The sequence below is a fragment of the Micromonospora sp. WMMD754 genome (assembly GCF_049315235.1).
In the GTDB taxonomy this organism is placed as follows: domain Bacteria; phylum Actinomycetota; class Actinomycetes; order Mycobacteriales; family Micromonosporaceae; genus Micromonospora; species Micromonospora sediminicola.
In genome coordinates this window covers 1-17,359 of record NZ_CP186058.1, presented here as the reverse complement: position 1 = coordinate 17,359, position 17,359 = coordinate 1, and the positions used below count along the sequence as shown (strand labels likewise).

Here is a 17,359-nt window from a genome sequence, read left to right as displayed (position 1 = left end):
GGAGGTTCGATGCGGCGAGGAGTCAGCCGGTGGGCTGCGGCTGCGGTGGCGGCGCTGGTGGCGGCCGGTCTGGTGACCGGCTGCGGCGGCGAGGAGCAGCCGGTCCGGGAGGTGGCCGCGGAGCTGCCCACGGTGGCCCCGGTCGAGGCGCCGGAGGAGGCGCCCGCCGACGCGCCGAGCGAGGAGCCGCCGGCGGTCGAGGCGATGGGCGGGCGGCCCAGCCCGTCGGCGTCGGCGAAGCCCCGGCCGAAGCCGTCCCGCACGTCCACCAAGCCGCTGGCGAAGCCGAAGCCGCCGACCGAGACCCAGGTGCCGCCGGCCCCGCCGAAGCCGGCGCCCGCCGGCTGCAAGCCCAGCCACCGGGGCACCAAGGCGACGCAGAGCCAGGTGAAGGCGGCGCTGGCCGACGCCGCGGCCCGCACCTACTGGCCCACGTCGGCGCCGGACATCCGCATCCCGTCGGTCCTGATGAAGGCCACCGCCTGGCAGGAGAGCGGCTGGCAGTCCACCATCGTCGCCTGTGACGGCGGCGTCGGGCTGATGCAGGTCATGCCGGCCACGGCGGAGTGGATGAACCAGCGTTTCGGCCAGTCCTACGACATCGACGACTACCGGGACAACGCCTACCTCGGCGGCACCTACCTGGCCTGGCTGACCAAGTACATCGGCGACATGTACTTCGAGTCCGACTACCGGCTGGACGCCTCGCTGTGCACCGCCGAGTTGAACTCGTGCCTGCTCAACGCCGTGATCGCGGCGTACAACTACGGCCACGGCGCGGTCGCCCGGGAGGGGCAGCCACTGGCCATCCCCAACCCGCAGTACGTCTACAACGTGCGCGAGCTGATGACCAGCTGCGAGTGCCTGGCGTTCTGAGGCCCGTCGGGTGTCCGGGGGCCGGCGTGACGCCGACCCCCGGACGTCGGGTCAGTCCCGCGCGGTGACCGGTTCGGCCGGCGCGCCGGGCGCCTCGGCCGGCGCGTCCGCTTCCCGGCTGATCCGACCGGGCCACCAGAACCGGTCGCCGAGCAGGAACGCCAGCGCCGGCACCAGCACGGTGCGGACCAGCAGCGTGTCCAGCAGCACGCCGATGCAGACGATGATCCCGATCTGGGTGAGCGTGATCAGCGGGAGCACGCCCAGCACCGCGAAGACCGCGGCGAGCAGCACACCGGCGCTGGTGATGACGCCGCCGGTGACGCGCAGCGCGGAGAGCATCCCGTCCCGGGTGCCGACCCGGCGGGCGTCCTCCCGGGCCCGGGTGACCAGGAAGATGTTGTAGTCCACGCCGAGGGCGACCAGGAACACGAACGCCAGCAGCAGCACGCCGGAGTCCAGCGCCGGGAAGTCCAGCACGTGGTCGAAGAGCAGCCAGGCCGCGCCGAGGCTGGCGAAGAACGACGCGATCACGGTCAGCACCAGCAGCAGCGGGGCCAGCAGGCCGCGCAGCAGCAGCACCAGCACGGCGCCGACCAGCAGCAGGATGATCGGCAGGATCAGCCGGAGATCGCGGGTGTTGGCCTCGTTCGAGTCGTACGTGGCCGCGACCGTGCCGCCGACCAGCGCGCCGTCGGGGGCTTCCGCGCCGGCCACGGTCGGCGGCGCCGAGTTCGGCACGGCGGCGACCGCGTCGCGCAGCGCCACGACCGCGCGGTCGGAGGCGGCGGTGCCCGGCTCGGCGGTGAGCACCACGTCGACCTGGGCGACCCGGTCCCCGGCCAGGCCCGGGCGGACCGACGCGACGCCGTCCACCGCGTCGGCGGCGGCGACGACCGCCGCGGCGGCCTGCGGGTTGGTGAGCACGGCCACCGGCTGGGTGCTGCCGGCGGGGAAGGCCCGGGCAAGGGTCTCCGCGCCGGCGACCGCCTCGGGCTTCTCGCGGAACTGCTCGGTCTCGGACAGGCCGGTGCGGATACCGAGGCCGCCGAGCGCGAGGCCGGCCAGGAGCAGGGTGGCCAGCACCGCGACCGGCAGCGGCCGGCGGACGACCAGCGCACCGAGGCGTCCCCAGAGCCGGCCCTCGCGGGCGGCGCCGCCGACCCGGGGGACGAACGGCCAGAACAGGCCACGGCCGAAGAGCACCAGCGCCGCGGGCAGCACGAACAGGGCGGAGAGCATGGCGAACACGACGCCGATGGCGCAGGCCACCGCGAGCGCCCGGTTCGTCTCCTGCTCCGACAGCAGCAACGTCAGCACTCCGAGCACGACGGTGCCGCCGCTGGCCAGGATCGGCTCGGCGGTGCGGCGCAGGGCGGAGCGCATGGCGGTGAAGCGGTTCTCGTCCCGGCGCAGCTCCTCGCGGTAGCGCGCGATGAGCAGCAGGGCGTAGTCGGTGGCGGCGCCGAAGACCAGCACGCTGGCGATGCCGGTGACCTGGCCGCTGGGCAGGTAGATGCCGAGCGCGGGCACGACGGTCTCCACCGTGCGCAGGGTGAGCTGCTCGGCGGCGGCCACGACCAGCAGGGGTACGAGCCACAGGAACGGGCTGCGGTAGGTGACCAGCAGCAGCAGCGCCACGACGGCGGCGGTGACCAGCAGCAGGGTGGTGTCGGCGCCCTGGAACACCTTGCTCAGGTCGGCGGTGAACGCCGGCCCGCCGGTGACCTCGACGGTCAGGTCGGCGGGCAGGTCTCCGACCGCGTCGCGCACCTTGACCACCTCGTCGACCACGGCCTGCTGATCGCCGGCGGTGGACAGCGGCACGACGACCAGCGCGACGGTGCCGTCGGGGGAGACCTGGGCGGGGGCGACCCGGCCGCCGGCCGCGAGCGCGCCGAGCTCCGCCGCCGCGCCGTCGAGCGCGCTGCGGTCGGCGGCACTGAGCGGGGCGCGGTCGTCGCGGCTGACCACCACCAGGGCGGGCTGGGTGTCGCGGGAGGGCAGCTGCTCCTGGAGCCGCTCGACCTGCGTCGACTGCCACTCGACGGACAGGCCGGTGGAGGAGACGGGTTGGGGATTGTCCGGCTTGGGTAGGCCGAAGACGACCGCGCCGACGACGAGTGCGGCGACCACGGTGAGCCAGGCGGCCAACCGGCCCCGGGCGACGCGGGTGAACAGTGACATCGGTGCCCTCACAGGTTTCTTTGCGGGGGTGATTCTTGCCGAGAGAGTATCTTGATGAGCGAGATTATCCGGGGAGGGCCTATGCTGCAACCGGACCGGAGCGGGCAGGGGGGTGGCGGCGAGCGGTGGCGGGGCACGGCATGTACCGGCGGCGGGACGACCCGCGGGGGCGGATGGTCGCGGAGATCACCAACGACCTGCGTCGCTACTCGTTCGACGCGCAGCACGTCGGGCACGCGTTCGCCGGCCTGCACGGGCTCAACGCCACCGACCTGCAGGCTCTCATCGCGGTGATGGAGGCCGAGCTGGTCGGCGAGCCGATCACCCCGGGACGGCTCGGTGAGGTGCTCAATCTCTCCTCCGGGTCGGTGACCGCGCTGGTCGACCGGCTGGAGCGCGCGGGCCACATCCGGCGCGACCGGGACACCGTCGACCGCCGCAAGGTCCTGCTGCACTACGCCGACCGGGGCGCCACCCTGGCGCAGAGCTTCTTCGGGCCGCTCGGCCGCCGCACCGACGAGGTGATGGCCCGGTTCACCGACGACGAGCTGGCCGTGGTGCACCGGTTCATGGCCGAGATGATGCGGTCCATGCGGGCGCACCGCGACGAGGTGCGCGCCGCCCGCGGCGAGCCCCGCCGCGCCGCCGCCCCCGACCCCGCCGGCGACCGCTGACCGTGCGACCGGTCACCCGGCTCGTCGCGGCGGCACTGCGGTTGCCCGCCGCCCGCACCGGCCGGGTGACCGTCACCCGGAACCTCCCGGTCCGGGTCCGTGACGGCACCTGCCTGCGCACCGACCACTACGCGCCGGATCTCGCCGGCGCCCCGTGCGTGCTGATCCGCACCCCGTACGGCCGGGGCGGGCCGGTCCGGTTGCTCGGTCGCCTGATCGCCGAACGGGGCTTCCACGTGGTGATCCAGTCCTGCCGCGGCACGGACGGCTCCGGTGGCGAGTTCGTCCCGCTGGTGCACGAGCGTGACGACGGCCTGGACACCCTCGACTGGTTGCGCCGCCAGCCCTGGTGGACCGGCGCGTTCGGCATGTTCGGCGCCAGCTACCAGGGGTTCGTGCAGTGGGCGGTGGCCGCCGAGGCGGGCGACGAGCTGCGCGCGATGGTCGCAGTGGTGACCGCCTCGGCCACCCGCGACTCGACGTACGCGGGTGAGTCCTTCGCGCTCGACACGGTGCTCACCTGGGCGGAGCTGCTCGAGGCGCAGACCGTGCCCTGGCTGGCCCGGCAGTGGGAGCTCAAACGCGGCCAACCCCGACTGGCCCGCGCGTTGTCCCACCTTCCGCTGGCCGAGGCGGACCGGGTCGCCACCGGCGTGACCGTGCCGTTCTTCCAGGAGTGGCTGCGTCACCACACGCCGGACGCCGACTACTGGCGCACCCGCGTCTTCGGCGACCGGATCACCGACGTGCGCGCGCCGGTGACCATGGTCAGCGGCTGGCAGGACATCTTCCTCCCGGCGCAGCTCGACGACTGGGCCCGGCTGCGGGCCGCCGGCGCCCGGCCCCGGCTCACCGTCGGTCCCTGGACCCACGGCAGCCCGGGGCTGCTCGTGGCGGCCCTGCGGGAGGGCCTGGACTGGCTCGACACGCACCTGGCCGGCCGGGTCCGGCCGGAGCGCGCACCGGTGCGGGTGCACGTGGGCGGCGACGGCGGCGGGTGGCGGGACCTGCCCGACTGGCCGCCGCCGGCCACCCCGACGCGCTGGCACCTGCGGTCGGACGGCCGGCTGGACCGCACGCCGCCGGACGCCGAGGCGCCGGACCGGATCTGGTACGACCCGGCGGATCCGACCCCGTCGCTGGGCGGACCGCTGCTGGTGGCCCAGCGGGCGGGCGCGGTGGACAACCGGCCGGTGGAGTCGCGGCCGGACGTGCTCACCTACACCACCGAGCCGTTGCCGGCCGCCGTCGAGGTGGTCGGGCCGGTGCACGCCGAGATCCACCTGCGCAGCGAACTGTCGTACCTGGACGTGTTCGTGCGACTGTGCGACGTGGACCGGCGCGGGCGGTCCTGGAACGTCTGCGACGGGCTGGCCCGGGTCGAGCCGGACCGGTTCCCCCGGGACGCCTCCGGCGCGGTCCGCGTTCCGGTCACGCTCTGGCCGACCGCGCACCGGTTCGCGTCCGGGCACCGGTTGCGCCTGCAGGTCTCCGGCGGCGCCCACCCGCGATACGCCCGCAACCCCGGCACCGGGGAGCCGCTCGGCAACGCCGTGACTCTTCGTGCTGGATGGCGCGATGTGCTGCACGATGGTGAACATCCCTCGGGGTTGGACCTGCCGTTGGCGCCGGCACCGTCCACAGCGGCCCGATAGTTCCAAATACCGCCTCTGAACTGGGCGTTTTCCCCAAACCGTGGTTAAGCTCGGAGCAGGTGCCCGGTGTCGTGCAACTCATCGGCGGGGCGCGACCGCAGATCGCAAGCCATCACGTGCTGTGATCGTCATGCCCTGCCGGCCATCGATCGGAAGGGGATCCACCATGACCTCGGCTCCGGCGAACCTGCTGGCGGTCCGCAACCTGTTGCTCACCTACCTCAACGTCGACAAGAACGCCGTACGGGATCAGGACCTGGAACCGGCCGAGGTCGGCATCGTCGGAGACGCGAACCACCGGGGCGGCTACCACTGTGGCTCCGACCGGGTGGTCGTCAACGACTACTCGGTGGTGGAGTCCATCCGGGACCGTTCCGGGCTGACCCTGTACGCGTCCGCGCTGGACGTCGGCACGTTCTCGGTCCGCTCCGGCGGCGCCACCCACACCCTGCGCACCTTCTCCACCTGGATGGCGGCGCAGTGCGCGGCGAACGCGGCCGACACCCGGGACATCCGGGAGATCATCTATTCCCCGGACGGCCGGACCGTGCGGCGTTGGGACCGGCTCGGCAAGCGCACCAGTGGCGACAGCAGCCACCTCTTCCACACCCACTTCAGCTTCTTCCGCGACTCCACCAAGGCGGGCCGGGACCAGACCCCGCTGTTCCGCCGTTATCTCACCGCGATCGGGCTGATCGCCCCTGTGAAACCGGAGGACGACATGGAACAGACCGACAAGCTCGTCGGCAACACCGGCTACCCGAACCGCACGGTCGGCGACGTGCTGGCCGACGTCGAGAACCTGCGCAACTGGCTGATCTCACCGGTCAACACGACCGGCCTGGTCACCCCACCGATGGCCAACTCGCCGTTGCAGCAGATGCTGGCGATGGCGCGGGCCTGGCCGGCGCTCGTCGCGCAGGTCAACGAGTTGTCGGGCAAGGACTTCACCGACGAGCAGCAGATCGTCAGCGGGGTCCTCGCCGGCCTCCCGCCGGAGAAGATCGCCGAGGCGATCCCGCCGCAGATCGCCCGGGACGTCGCGGACGAGTTGTCCCGGCGGCTGACCGCCTGACCGTCCGGTGCCGCGGCGTCCGCGTCGACGCGGACGCCGCGGCGTCCGAACAGATCCGCAACAGGTATTGCGCAACAACTCTTGCTAATGTCAGGGTGGGTGGCATGACAGAGCCCACCGTCCGGCAGGTCACCGACTCGCGAGTGCTCGCGGCGCTCGCCCACCCCCTGCGTCGCCGGCTGATGGACGTGCTCAAGGTGCACGGTCCGTGCACCGTCGGCCTGCTCGCCGAGCACACCGACCAGGCGCCCGCCAACGTCAGCCACCACCTCCGGGTCCTGGCCGCCGCCGACCTGTTGGTGGAGGCGCCGGAGCTGGCCCGGGACCGTCGCGAGCGGTGGTGGCGGCTGCGTGACCGGGGGGTGCGCTGGTCCACCACTGACTTCGACGGCGACCCCGCCGACCGGGCGGTGGCCGACGCGGCCGGCTCGCTGAACCTGGAGCGGCACGCGGAGCTGGCGCGGGCCTGGCACGCGGCCTCCGACGAGACCCGCGCCGCCTGGGGCGAGGGGCCGTTCAGCACCGACAAGTGGCTGCGGCTGACCCCGGACGAGCTGGCCCAGCTCAGCCAGGAGGTGATCGCGCTCTTCGCCCGGTGGGCCGACCGGCCCGTGCCCGAGGACGGGCAGCGCCGCGAGCCCGTCTTCCTGTTCTCCTACGGCGTCCCGGCCCGGCCGTGAGCGCCCCGGCCCGACCGTCCGCGCCGGCCGTCGACCGCCCGCGCGGCGGGCTGTTCCGGCACCGCGACTTCCGGCTGCTCTGGACCGGGCACACGGTCAGTGCCGTGGGCAGCAACATGACCACGGTGGCGCTGCCGTTGGTCGCCGTGGCGGTGCTCGACGCCACCACGTTCCAGGTGGCGGTGCTCACCGCCGCCGCCTGGCTGCCCTGGCTCCTCGCCGGCCTGCCGGTCGGGGCCTGGGTCGACCGGGTCCGCCGCCGCCCCGTGATGATCGGCGCCGACCTGGCCGCCGCGGCGCTGTTCCTCAGCGTCCCGGTCGCGGCGCCGCTCGGCCTGCTCACCGTCTGGCAGTTGCTGGTCGTGGCGCTCGGCGCCGGGCTGGCCCGGGTCTTCTTCGAGACCGCCGACCAGGTCTACCTGCCCACGCTGCTTCCGTCCGAGCAGGTGCCGGAGGCGAATTCGCGGCTGCACGCCACCCACACCGCGAGCTACCTGGTCGGCCCGGGACTGGCCGGCCTGATCGCCCAGCTCGCCGGCGCGGTCGTCGCGGTGGCGCTGGACGCGGTGAGCTTCCTGTTCTCCGCGCTGTGCCTGCACCGGATCCGGGCGGTCGAGCCCCGGCCGCGCCGCCCCGCCGGGGCGTCGTCGCTGCGTCAGGAGGTCGCCGCCGGGCTGCGCTTCGTCACCCGCGACCCCTACCTGCGGGTGCTGACGGTGTTCGGGGCGGCCAGCAACATCGGGCTGACCGGCTACCAGGCCGTGCTGGTGGTCTTCCTGGTCCGCTCGGCGCACCTGCCGGCCGGCCTGGTCGGCCTGCTGATCGGTGTGGCCAGCCTCGGCGGCATCGTCGGCGCGGCGTCCGCCGCCCGGCTGGCCCGCCGGCTCGGCACCGCCCGCGCGCTGCTGGTCGCCGGCGCCCTCACCGGCCCGCCCGCGCTGCTGATCCCGCTGGCCGGGCCCGGCGTGCGGGTGACCTGGCTGGTGCTCGGCGGGGTGCTGGTGAGCCTCGGCGTCGCGGTCGGCAACGTGGTCAAGGGCAGCTTCCGGCAGACCTACACGCCGCACCAACTGCTCGGCCGGGTGACCGTGAGCATGCACCTGCTGAACTACGGCACCATCCCGCTCGCCGCAGTGGTGGCCGGCGCGCTGGGCGCCGCCTGGGGGCCGGACGGCGCGATCCGGGTGATGACCGCCTGGCTGGCGCTCACCCCGCTGATCCTGCTGGTCGGCCCGCTGCGCGGGCGGCGCGACCTGCCGGCCGTGCCGGCCTGAGGAGTGCGGCGGCCGGCCGTGCCGGGCCGGGGGAATGCCCTGGTCGGCTGCCGGGCCCGAAGAATGCACTGTGGCGGCGGTCGGTGCTCCGACCGCCGCCACCGGCACGTCGCTACATCGGACGGACGTTGTCCGCCTGCGGGCCCTTCTGGCCCTGGGTCACCTCGAACTCGACCTTCTGGCCCTCGTTCAGCTCGCGGTAGCCACTGCTCTGGATGGCCGAGTAGTGGACGAACACGTCCGGGCCTCCGCCGTCCTGCTCGATGAAGCCGAAGCCCTTTTCCGAGTTGAACCACTTGACCGTGCCGGTTGCCATGCGTCTCTCCCTGTTCAATGCGGGTGAGCACCGGCCCCTCGGCCGATGATCGCCCTCTACCACCCTGACAGTAACCGGCCGAACCGGGATCCGCTGCCGGAAGTGCCGGCGTGGCACGTGAATACCTGCGAGCCGGAAATGCCCCCGGCGCCGATCGGGGCACGGCATGCTTGCCCCGATGACCACAACCACGGCACTGGCCGACCTGGAACAGGAGATCGCGGCGCCCGGCGCGGGCCCGGACCGCCTGCGGCTGGTCGGCACGCCGTTCGTGCCCGAGGTACGCCTGCACCTGGCCGAGGACGCGATCCTGTGGTGGGCGCGGATGGAGGCCGCGGCCGGGCGGTCGCTGCCGCCGCCGTACTGGGCCTCCGTGTGGGCCGGTGGGCAGGCGCTCGCCCGGCACCTGCTCGACCACCCCGACCTCGTCGCCGACCGCCGGGTGCTCGACCTGGCCGCCGGGTCGGGACTGGTCGCCATCGCCGCCGCGCTCGCCGGCGCCGACCAGGTGATCGCCAACGACGTCGACCCCTACGCGGTGGCGGCCGTCACGGTCAACGCCCGGGCCAACCAGGTCCGGGTGACCGCCGACGGCGAGGACCTGCTCGACGGCGTCGCCGGCGTCGACCTGGTGGTGGCCGGTGACGCCCTCTACGACGCCGGGCTGGCCGCCCGGGTGCTGCCGTACCTGCGCCGGTGCGCCGAGCGCGGCGTCGAGGTGCTGGTCGGCGACCCGGACCGCGGGCACCTGCCGCCGGACGGCCTGGACCTGGTGGCCATCTATCCGGTGCCGACCACCGAGCCCTCGGTCGACTCCCCGGTCCGTCGGGTGCAGGTGCTCCGCCCCCGCTGACCCTGAGGGGCCCCCGGGTCCGGCCTCCGGGTCGGGTGGGGGGTCACGCCCGATGTGCCGGGCGGTCGGTGGCGCATAGCGTGCTCATCATGACGGACCTGCTCGCCCAGCTCGGGGAGTTGCCCACCACGCTGCTGATGGGCCTCCTCGGCGTGGTGATGCTCGCCGACGCCGTACCCCTGCTCGGGGTGCTGGTGCCCGGGGACGCCGCGGTCCTCGCGGCGGTCGGCGCGGGCCGACCGGCGGGCGGGGCGGTGACCGTCGCGGCCGTGGTGGCGGGCTGCGTGGCCGGCTGGTCGTTGAGCTTCCTCGCCGGGCGGCGCTGGGGCGTGCGGTTGCGGCACGGCCGGCTGGGGCGCTGGATCGGCGAGTCCCGGTGGGCCGCCGCCGAGGCGCTGCTGCACCGCGGCGGCGGACGGATCGTGCTGGTGGCGCCGTTCCTGCCGGTGTTCAACGCGCTGTTGCCGCTGGCCGCCGGCGGGCTCCGGATGCCGTACCGGAGGTTCGTGACCTGCGCGGCGCTCGGCGCCACGCTCTGGGCCGGGCTCTACGTGGCACTCGGGCTGGCCGCGCGGACGCTGACCGTGCTGCTGCCCGGCGCGCCCGACCCGACGGTGCTCACCATGGCCGTCGGGCTGCTGCTGGCCGGGCCGGTGCTGCTCGGCGCCCGGCGCCGGCTGCGCGCGGTGACCGGCGCACCGGGCCGGGTCCGGCCGCCACGGGGGAGGCCGGACCCGGCGCGTTCACCAGCCGCGGGCCCGCCACTGCGGCAACGCCGCCCGCTCCGCGCCGATCGTGCTGTCCTTGCCGTGTCCCGGATAGAACCAGGTCTCGTCCGGCAGCCGGTCGAAGAGCTTGGCCTCGACGTCGTCGACGAGCTGGCCGAACCGCTCCGGGTCCTGGTCGGTGTTGCCGACCCCACCCGGGAACAGCGAGTCGCCGGTGAACAGGTGCGGGGTGCCGGCCGGGTCGCGGTAGAGCAGCGCGATCGACCCCGGCGTGTGCCCGCGCAGGTGGATGACCTCCAGCGCGCAGTCGCCGACGTCGACGGTGTCGCCCTCGCGCAGCGGCTCGGCGTCGATCGGCAGGCCCTCGGCGTCGTCGGCGTGCACCAGCGCGCGGGCGCCGGTCTTGGCGACCACCTCCTCCAGCGCCACCCAGTGGTCCATGTGCCGGTGGGTGGTCACCACCGCGGCCAGGCCGCCGTCGCCCACCAGCTCCAGCAGGCGGGGCGCCTCGTTCGCGGCGTCGATCAGCACCTGGTCGCCGGTGGCGTGGCAGCGCAGCAGATAGGCATTGTTGTCCATCGGGCCCACCGACAGCTTGCTGACGGTGAGCCGGTCGAGCTCGCGCACGGCCGGCGGGCCGCCGGGCGTGACGTCTCCGGTGTAGGTCATGACGGCGTTCAGATCCATTCCGGTGGGTTCGGCAGGGGACCGTCGGGGACGACGGTGAGCAGCTCGCCCGCGCCCCGGCCGGTCAGCCAGGCGGCGAGTTCCGGCGCGGGGCCGGTGACCGTGGGCGCCCCCTCGGGGTCACCCACGACGAGTTCGTGTGCGGCGCCGTCGACGCGCAGCACCATGGCCGGCGCGTCCGGGTTGCCGGCCAGCCCGGTCGTCACCTCGTGCAGCAGGCGCTGGGCGAAGGCCTCCGGCCAGTCCGCCGGGCGGTAGCCGGTCGCCAGGTCGACGTGGTGCACCTCGACCTCGCGCAGCCGGCCCCAGACCAGCAGCGCCGCCGGCCACGGACCGCGCCGGGCCTGCACCATGGCGCCCCACGCCTCGGCCGGCATCTGCGCCACCGCCGCGTCGAAGCGCTGGCCGCTGCGGCGCAGGTCGTCCAGCAGATCGGCCGGGCCCCGGCCGGCCCCCGCCTCGATGTCGGCGTTACGCGCCTCGACGGAGGCGTACATCGGGATCGGTTCGCCGGTGCGCGCGGCCGTGAGCAGGTTGACGAACCCGTCGGCGTTGCGGGCCAGGTGGGTGAGCACGTGCGCGCGGGTCCAGCCCGGCAGGAGCGAGGGCGCCGCGACGTCCGCGGCGGTCAGGCCGGCGACGGTACGCAGCAGCCGGTCGTTCGCCTCGGCCAGGTCACCGGTCAACAACAGGGGGTCACTGGTCATCTCGTTCTCACGGGTTCGACAGTAGCGGGCGGGAACCGGCCGCGCCGCCGGGGAAATCGCTTTCGGCGCGTCGGCGCGGCCCCTACCGTCGGGGCGAACGACAGCGGCTCGCGGCGGGAACGCGCCGGGTCGACGTCGTGCCGGACGCGGGCGCCGGGAGTCGGAGCGGAGGTGGTGAGCATGCCGGTCGAAGCACGCGTGTTCCGCCGTGAACCCCCTCGACACCGATGAGGACACCATGAACCTGGACCTGACCGCCCTCGGCTGGGACGCCGACTGGGCGACCCACCTCGATCGACGCGCCGACCACCGACCCGGGCGGGTGGCCCGGGTGGACCGGGGCGTGTGCACCGTGCTCCGCCCGGAGGGGCCGGTGCGGGCGAGCCTCGGCGGCGGCGTCCTCGCCGCCGCGGCCCGCGACCTGACCGCGTTGCCCTGCGCGGGCGACTGGGTGCTGCTCGCCACCTGGCCGGACGGCGCGGTCACGGTGGAGGCGGTGCTGCCGCGACGGACCGCGCTGGTGCGGCGCACCGCCGGCAAGGACGCCAGCGGGCAGGTGCTGGCCGCCAACCTCGACGCCGCCGCGGTGGTCGAGCCGGTGCACCCGGCGCCGGACGCCGCGCGGATCGAGCGGCTGCTCTCGCTCGCGCACGAGTCCGGCGCCGAGCCGCTGGTGGTGCTCACCAAGGCGGACCTGGCCGCCGACCCGGCCGCGGTGGCCCGGCAACTGGCCGACCTGGCGCCCGGGGTGCCGGTGCTGGCGGTCAGCGCCGAGCGGGGCACCGGCCTGGCGCCGCTGCGCCGGCACGTCGCCCCGGGACGCACCCTGGGCCTGCTCGGCCCCTCCGGGGCCGGCAAGTCGAGCCTGGTCAACGCGCTGGCCGGGGCGGACGTGATGCGGACCCAGGCGATCCGCCGGGTGGACGGCAAGGGCCGGCACACCACCACCTGGCGGTCGCTGGTGCCGCTGCCGGGTGGGGGAGCGGTGCTGGACACCCCCGGGGTACGCGCGGTCGGCCTGCTGGACGGCGTGGCCGGCCTGGACCGGGCCTTCGCCGACATCGCCGAGCTGGCCACCGGCTGCCGGTACGCCGACTGCGCGCACGACGCCGAGCCGGCCTGCGCGGTGCGGGACGCGCTGGACAGCGGCGAGCTGCCGGCGCGCCGCTGGGAGAGCTGGCGCCGGTTGCAGCGGGAGGTCGCGTACGAGGGCGGGCGTCGCGCGGCCCGGCTGGCCGCCGAGCGGCGGGGCGGGTGGCGTGGCGGGCGGCGGCGCACCGGGCGTCCGGCGACCCCGCCCGCGCCCGGCGCATTCTGAGTCGGCCCGGACCGGCCGGGCGGGGTTGGCCGCATCCCGCCCGACCGGTCTGAGCTGGGGGAATGTGCGCCCGACGGAAGTTGTCACACCTCGGGGCTAGAGTTGCCGGGGCGCCTTCCCTGCGCCTCGACAACCTGTGAGAACCGCCCAGACCTGACGTCTGGCGGACAGATCCGCCGCACATTCTTCTTCCGGGAGCACACGCACCGTGGCCGACCGTCTGATCATCCGTGGCGCGCGCGAGCACAACCTGCGTGACGTCAGTCTCGACCTGCCCCGGGACGCCCTGATCGTCTTCACCGGGCTGTCCGGTTCGGGCAAGTCGAGCCTGGCGTTCGACACCATCTTCGCCGAGGGGCAGCGCCGCTACGTCGAGTCGCTGTCGTCCTACGCCCGGCAGTTCCTCGGTCAGATGGACAAGCCCGACGTCGACTTCATCGAGGGCCTCAGCCCCGCCGTCTCCATCGACCAGAAGTCGACCTCACGCAACCCGCGCTCCACCGTCGGCACCATCACCGAGGTCTACGACTACCTCCGCCTGCTCTTCGCCCGCATCGGCGAGCCGCACTGCCCGATCTGCGGTGAGCGGATCTCCAAGCAGAGCCCGCAGCAGATCGTCGACCGGGTGCTCGCCATGGCCGAGGGCACCCGGTTCATGGTGCTCGCGCCGGTGGTGCGCGGCCGCAAGGGCGAATACGTCGACCTCTTCGCCGAGCTGCAGGCCAAGGGCTACGCCCGGGCCCGGGTCGACGGCGTGGTGCACCCGCTGACCGAGCCGCCGAAGCTCAAGAAGCAGGAGAAGCACACGATCGAGGTGGTCATCGACCGGCTCAGCGTCAAGCCGAGCGCCAAGCAGCGGCTGACCGACTCGGTCGAGGCCGCGCTCGGCCTCTCCGGCGGCCTGGTGCTGCTCGACTTCGTCGACCTGCCGGAGGACGACCCGGCCCGCGAGCGCCGCTACTCCGAGCACCTGGCCTGCCCGAACGACCACCCCCTGGCGATCGAGGACCTGGAGCCCCGGGTCTTCTCCTTCAACGCGCCCTACGGCGCGTGCCCAGAGTGCACCGGCCTGGGCACCAAGAAGGAGGTCGACCCCGAGCTGGTCATCCCGGACCCGGAGCGCTCGCTGCGCGAGGGCGCGATCCAGCCCTGGGCCACCGGGCACAACCTGGAATACTTCCTGCGCCTGCTGGAGGCGCTCGGCGAGGCCGAGCACTTCGACATCGACACGCCGTGGCGGGCGCTGCCGTCGCGGGCGCAGAAGACGATCCTGCACGGCTCCGACGACCAGGTGCACGTCCGCTACCGCAACAAGTACGGCCGCGAGCGCTCCTACTACACCGGCTTCGAGGGCGTGGTGCAGTGGATCGAGCGCCGGCACACCGACACCGAGTCGGAGTGGTCCCGCGACAAGTACGAGGGCTACATGCGGGACGTGCCCTGCGCCGCGTGCGGCGGCGCCCGGCTCAAGCCGGAGGTGCTCGCGGTCACCCTGGCCGGCAAGAGCATCGCCGAGGTCTGCAACCTCTCCGTCGGCGAGGCGGCCGACCTGCTGGCCGGCATCGAGCTGACCGACCGGCAGAAGATGATCGCCGAGCGGGTCCTCAAGGAGATCAACGCCCGGCTGAAGTTCCTGCTCGACGTGGGCCTCGACTACCTCTCCCTGGACCGCCCCGCGGGCACTCTCTCCGGCGGTGAGGCGCAGCGCATCCGGCTCGCCACCCAGATCGGCTCCGGCCTGGTCGGTGTGCTCTACGTGCTCGACGAGCCGTCGATCGGCCTGCACCAGCGGGACAACCACCGGCTCATCGAGACGCTGCTGCGGCTGCGCGGGCTGGGCAACACGCTGATCGTGGTCGAGCACGACGAGGACACCATCCGGGTTGCCGACTGGATCGTCGACATCGGTCCGGGCGCCGGCGAGCACGGCGGCAAGATCGTGCACAGCGGTTCGGTGCCGGCGCTGCTCGACAACGCCGAGTCGGTCACCGGGGCGTACCTGTCCGGGCGCAAGGTCATCCCGACGCCGGCCACCCGCCGGGCGCAGACGCCCGGCCGGGAGCTGGTGGTGCACGGCGCGCGCGAGCACAACCTGCGCAACCTCACCGTGAGCTTCCCGCTCGGCCAGCTCATCGCGGTCACCGGGGTCAGCGGCTCGGGCAAGTCGACGCTGGTCAACGACATCCTCTACACGGTGCTGGCCAACCAGATCAACGGTGCCCGGCTGGTGCCCGGCCGGCACACCCGGATCACCGGCCTGGAGCACGTGGACAAGGTCGTCGGCGTCGACCAGTCGCCGATCGGGCGCACCCCGCGTTCCAACCCGGCCACCTACACCGGGGTCTGGGACCACGTCCGCAAGCTCTTCGCCGAGACCACCGAGGCCAAGGTCCGGGGATACGGCCCGGGCCGGTTCTCGTTCAACGTCAAGGGCGGGCGCTGTGAGGCGTGCTCCGGCGACGGCACGATCAAGATCGAGATGAACTTCCTGCCCGACGTCTACGTCCCCTGCGAGGTGTGCAAGGGCGCGCGCTACAACCGGGAGACGCTGGAGGTGCACTACAAGGGCCGGACGGTCGCCGAGGTCCTGGACATGCCGATCGAGGAGGCGGCCGAGTTCTTCTCCGCCATCCCGGCCATCCACCGGCACCTGAAGACCCTGGTCGACGTCGGCCTCGGCTACGTCCGCCTCGGCCAGCCCGCGCCGACGCTGTCGGGCGGTGAGGCGCAGCGCGTCAAGCTCGCCTCCGAGCTGCAGAAGCGCTCCACCGGCCGCACCGTCTACGTGCTCGACGAGCCCACCACCGGCCTGCACTTCGAGGACATCCGCAAGCTGCTGATGGTGTTGGAGGGCCTGGTCGACAAGGGCAACACGGTCATCACCATCGAGCACAACCTCGACGTGATCAAGACGGCCGACTGGCTCATCGACATGGGCCCCGAGGGCGGTCACCGGGGTGGCACGGTGCTCGCCACCGGCACCCCGGAGGAGGTCGCCGAGGTTGCGGAGAGCCACACCGGCGAGTTCCTGCGGCCGATCCTCAAGCTCGACGGCGCGGCCAAGGGCGCCAAGGCCGCCACCACCCGGGCGGCCAAGGCCAACGGCGGGGCCAAGACCCGCGCCCGCAAGGTGCCGGCCGGGGCGCGCTGACCCACGGGCACGACGGACGGGGCCGGCGGTCCGGCCCCGTCCGTCATCCGCACAGACGCCCGTTTCGTGACGCGACAGTATGAACCGTGCCGGATCCTGGTGCGTGTTGCACACTGTGGCCCCGGAGCATGACCGGTGGCGACAGCCGAGAGAAAGGCCGGAGATGAGTGACGACCAGGTGCGGACCGGACCGGTCACCCAGACCCGTCGGACCCTGCTCGCCGGTGCCGGAGCCGTCGGCGCGGCCGTGGTGCTCGCGGGATGCGGCGACGACGACGCGACCCCGGGGCTGGCCCCGACCAGCGGAGGCCCACCCGGCGCCACCGCGACCGGCGACGCGGGCGGTGGCGACCGGGACAGCAGCGCGCCGTTGGCCCGCACCACCGACATCCCGGTCGGCGGCGGCGCGATCTACGCCAGCAAGGGCGTGGTGATCACCCAGCCCGAGGCCGGCCAGTTCAAGGCGTTCGACCCGATCTGCACGCACCAGGGGTGCCCGGTGTCGAACGTCGACGGTGGCACCATCAACTGCACCTGCCACAACAGCCGGTTCTCGATCAGCGACGGCTCGGTCAAGCAGGGCCCCGCCACCAAGCCTTTGGCCGCAAAGGAGATCAAGGTCGAGGGCGACCAGATCACGCTGGCCTGACCGGCATCCCGCCCTCCCGCCCGCCGCTCGCGGGCGGGGGCGCGGCGGCGGCCGGGTGTCGGGGGTGCGGACTAGGCTTGGTCCGTGGCTGACCCCTCAACCTACCGTCCCGCGACCGGCACCATCCCGGAGTTGCCAGGGGTCTACCGCTTCCGGGACGGCACCGGCCGGGTGATCTACGTCGGCAAGGCGCGCAACCTGCGCAGCCGGCTCAACTCCTACTTCGCCGACCCGGTCAACCTGCACCAGCGCACCCGGCAGATGGTCTTCACCGCCGAGTCGGTGGACTGGATCACCGTCGCCACCGAGGTGGAGGCGCTCCAGCAGGAATACACCTGGATCAAGCAGTACGACCCCCGGTTCAACGTCCGCTACCGCGACGACAAGTCCTACCCCTACCTGGCGGTCACCCTCGACGAGGAATATCCCCGCCTGCAGGTGATGCGTGGCGCCAAGCGCAAGGGCGTGCGCTACTTCGGGCCCTACTCGCACGCCTGGGCCATCCGCGAGACGCTCGATCTGCTGCTGC

At 73.7% G+C, this 17,359-nt stretch carries 15 protein-coding genes and 1 pseudogene; 12 read left to right on the top strand and 4 right to left on the bottom strand.

Annotated elements, in window-relative coordinates:
* Positions 1-9: 9 nt before the first annotated feature.
* A complete protein-coding gene (locus ACN27B_RS00080) occupies positions 10-876 on the top strand; it encodes a lytic transglycosylase domain-containing protein (RefSeq protein WP_091573384.1) in 867 nt (288 codons plus the stop codon).
* A gap of 51 nt (positions 877-927) precedes the next feature.
* Here the strand turns inward: ACN27B_RS00080 and ACN27B_RS00075 are convergent, their stop codons facing one another.
* The gene (locus ACN27B_RS00075) at positions 928-3,063 is read right to left on the bottom strand and encodes an MMPL family transporter (RefSeq protein ID WP_422742917.1); all 2,136 of its coding nucleotides are present in this window, start codon (positions 3,061-3,063) and stop codon (positions 928-930) included.
* A gap of 140 nt (positions 3,064-3,203) precedes the next feature.
* Between ACN27B_RS00075 and ACN27B_RS00070 the strand changes: the two genes are divergently transcribed.
* The 5 genes from ACN27B_RS00070 to ACN27B_RS00050 all read left to right on the top strand — a co-directional run bounded on the left by ACN27B_RS00070 (position 3,204) and on the right by ACN27B_RS00050 (position 8,421).
* The gene (locus ACN27B_RS00070; RefSeq protein WP_099165008.1) at positions 3,204-3,737 is read left to right on the top strand and encodes a MarR family winged helix-turn-helix transcriptional regulator; all 534 of its coding nucleotides are present in this window, start codon (positions 3,204-3,206) and stop codon (positions 3,735-3,737) included.
* Positions 3,738-3,739: 2 nt separating this feature from the next.
* Entirely contained in the window at positions 3,740-5,392 is a 1,653-nt protein-coding gene (locus ACN27B_RS00065; RefSeq protein WP_422742915.1) for a CocE/NonD family hydrolase, read from the top strand.
* Between the two features lie 166 nt (positions 5,393-5,558).
* A complete protein-coding gene (locus ACN27B_RS00060; RefSeq protein WP_099164375.1) occupies positions 5,559-6,467 on the top strand; it encodes a hypothetical protein in 909 nt (302 codons plus the stop codon).
* Positions 6,468-6,571: 104 nt separating this feature from the next.
* Complete coding sequence (locus ACN27B_RS00055; RefSeq protein WP_422742913.1) at positions 6,572-7,147, top strand: ArsR/SmtB family transcription factor; 576 nt, start codon at positions 6,572-6,574, stop codon at positions 7,145-7,147.
* Positions 7,144-8,421: an MFS transporter gene (locus tag ACN27B_RS00050; RefSeq protein WP_422742911.1), complete on the top strand. Its 1,278-nt coding sequence runs from the start codon at positions 7,144-7,146 to the stop codon at positions 8,419-8,421. Before ACN27B_RS00055 ends, ACN27B_RS00050 begins: the two co-directional genes overlap by 4 nt.
* Positions 8,422-8,533: 112 nt before the next feature.
* Here the strand turns inward: ACN27B_RS00050 and ACN27B_RS00045 are convergent, their stop codons facing one another.
* On the bottom strand, positions 8,534-8,737 hold the full coding sequence (locus tag ACN27B_RS00045) for a cold-shock protein (protein WP_013287480.1): 204 nt from the start codon (positions 8,735-8,737) through the stop codon (positions 8,534-8,536).
* Between the two features lie 178 nt (positions 8,738-8,915).
* On the opposite strand from ACN27B_RS00045, the gene ACN27B_RS00040 reads away from it, so the two are divergent.
* Positions 8,916-9,590 carry a class I SAM-dependent methyltransferase gene (locus ACN27B_RS00040; protein ID WP_422742908.1) on the top strand — a complete coding sequence of 225 codons (675 nt, stop codon included), beginning with the start codon at positions 8,916-8,918 and terminating at the stop codon, positions 9,588-9,590.
* Between the two features lie 89 nt (positions 9,591-9,679).
* Positions 9,680-10,351, top strand: a pseudogene (locus ACN27B_RS00035) (DedA family protein); the annotation flags it as partial.
* On the opposite strand, the gene ACN27B_RS00030 reads toward ACN27B_RS00035, so the two are convergent.
* Together ACN27B_RS00030 and ACN27B_RS00025 are read right to left on the bottom strand one after the other, a co-directional pair.
* The gene (locus ACN27B_RS00030) at positions 10,334-10,987 is read right to left on the bottom strand and encodes an MBL fold metallo-hydrolase (protein WP_099165009.1); all 654 of its coding nucleotides are present in this window, start codon (positions 10,985-10,987) and stop codon (positions 10,334-10,336) included. The pseudogene ACN27B_RS00035 and the gene ACN27B_RS00030 sit on opposite strands and share 18 nt — an antisense overlap.
* 8 nt (positions 10,988-10,995) lie before the next feature.
* On the bottom strand, positions 10,996-11,712 hold the full coding sequence (locus ACN27B_RS00025) for a maleylpyruvate isomerase family mycothiol-dependent enzyme (RefSeq protein WP_099164378.1): 717 nt from the start codon (positions 11,710-11,712) through the stop codon (positions 10,996-10,998).
* A gap of 238 nt (positions 11,713-11,950) precedes the next feature.
* On the opposite strand from ACN27B_RS00025, the gene rsgA reads away from it, so the two are divergent.
* The 4 genes from rsgA to ACN27B_RS00005 form a co-directional block, all read left to right on the top strand.
* On the top strand, positions 11,951-13,030 hold the full coding sequence (rsgA, locus tag ACN27B_RS00020; protein ID WP_422742903.1) for a ribosome small subunit-dependent GTPase A: 1,080 nt from the start codon (positions 11,951-11,953) through the stop codon (positions 13,028-13,030).
* A 208-nt stretch (positions 13,031-13,238) separates the two neighbouring features.
* Positions 13,239-16,181: an excinuclease ABC subunit UvrA gene (gene uvrA, locus ACN27B_RS00015; protein WP_099164379.1), complete on the top strand. Its 2,943-nt coding sequence runs from the start codon at positions 13,239-13,241 to the stop codon at positions 16,179-16,181.
* Between the two features lie 163 nt (positions 16,182-16,344).
* Entirely contained in the window at positions 16,345-16,830 is a 486-nt protein-coding gene (locus ACN27B_RS00010) for a Rieske (2Fe-2S) protein (protein WP_099164380.1), read from the top strand.
* An 84-nt stretch (positions 16,831-16,914) separates the two neighbouring features.
* Positions 16,915-17,359 (top strand): GIY-YIG nuclease family protein (locus tag ACN27B_RS00005; protein WP_422742906.1); only part of this gene is annotated, 445 nt, incomplete at its 3' end.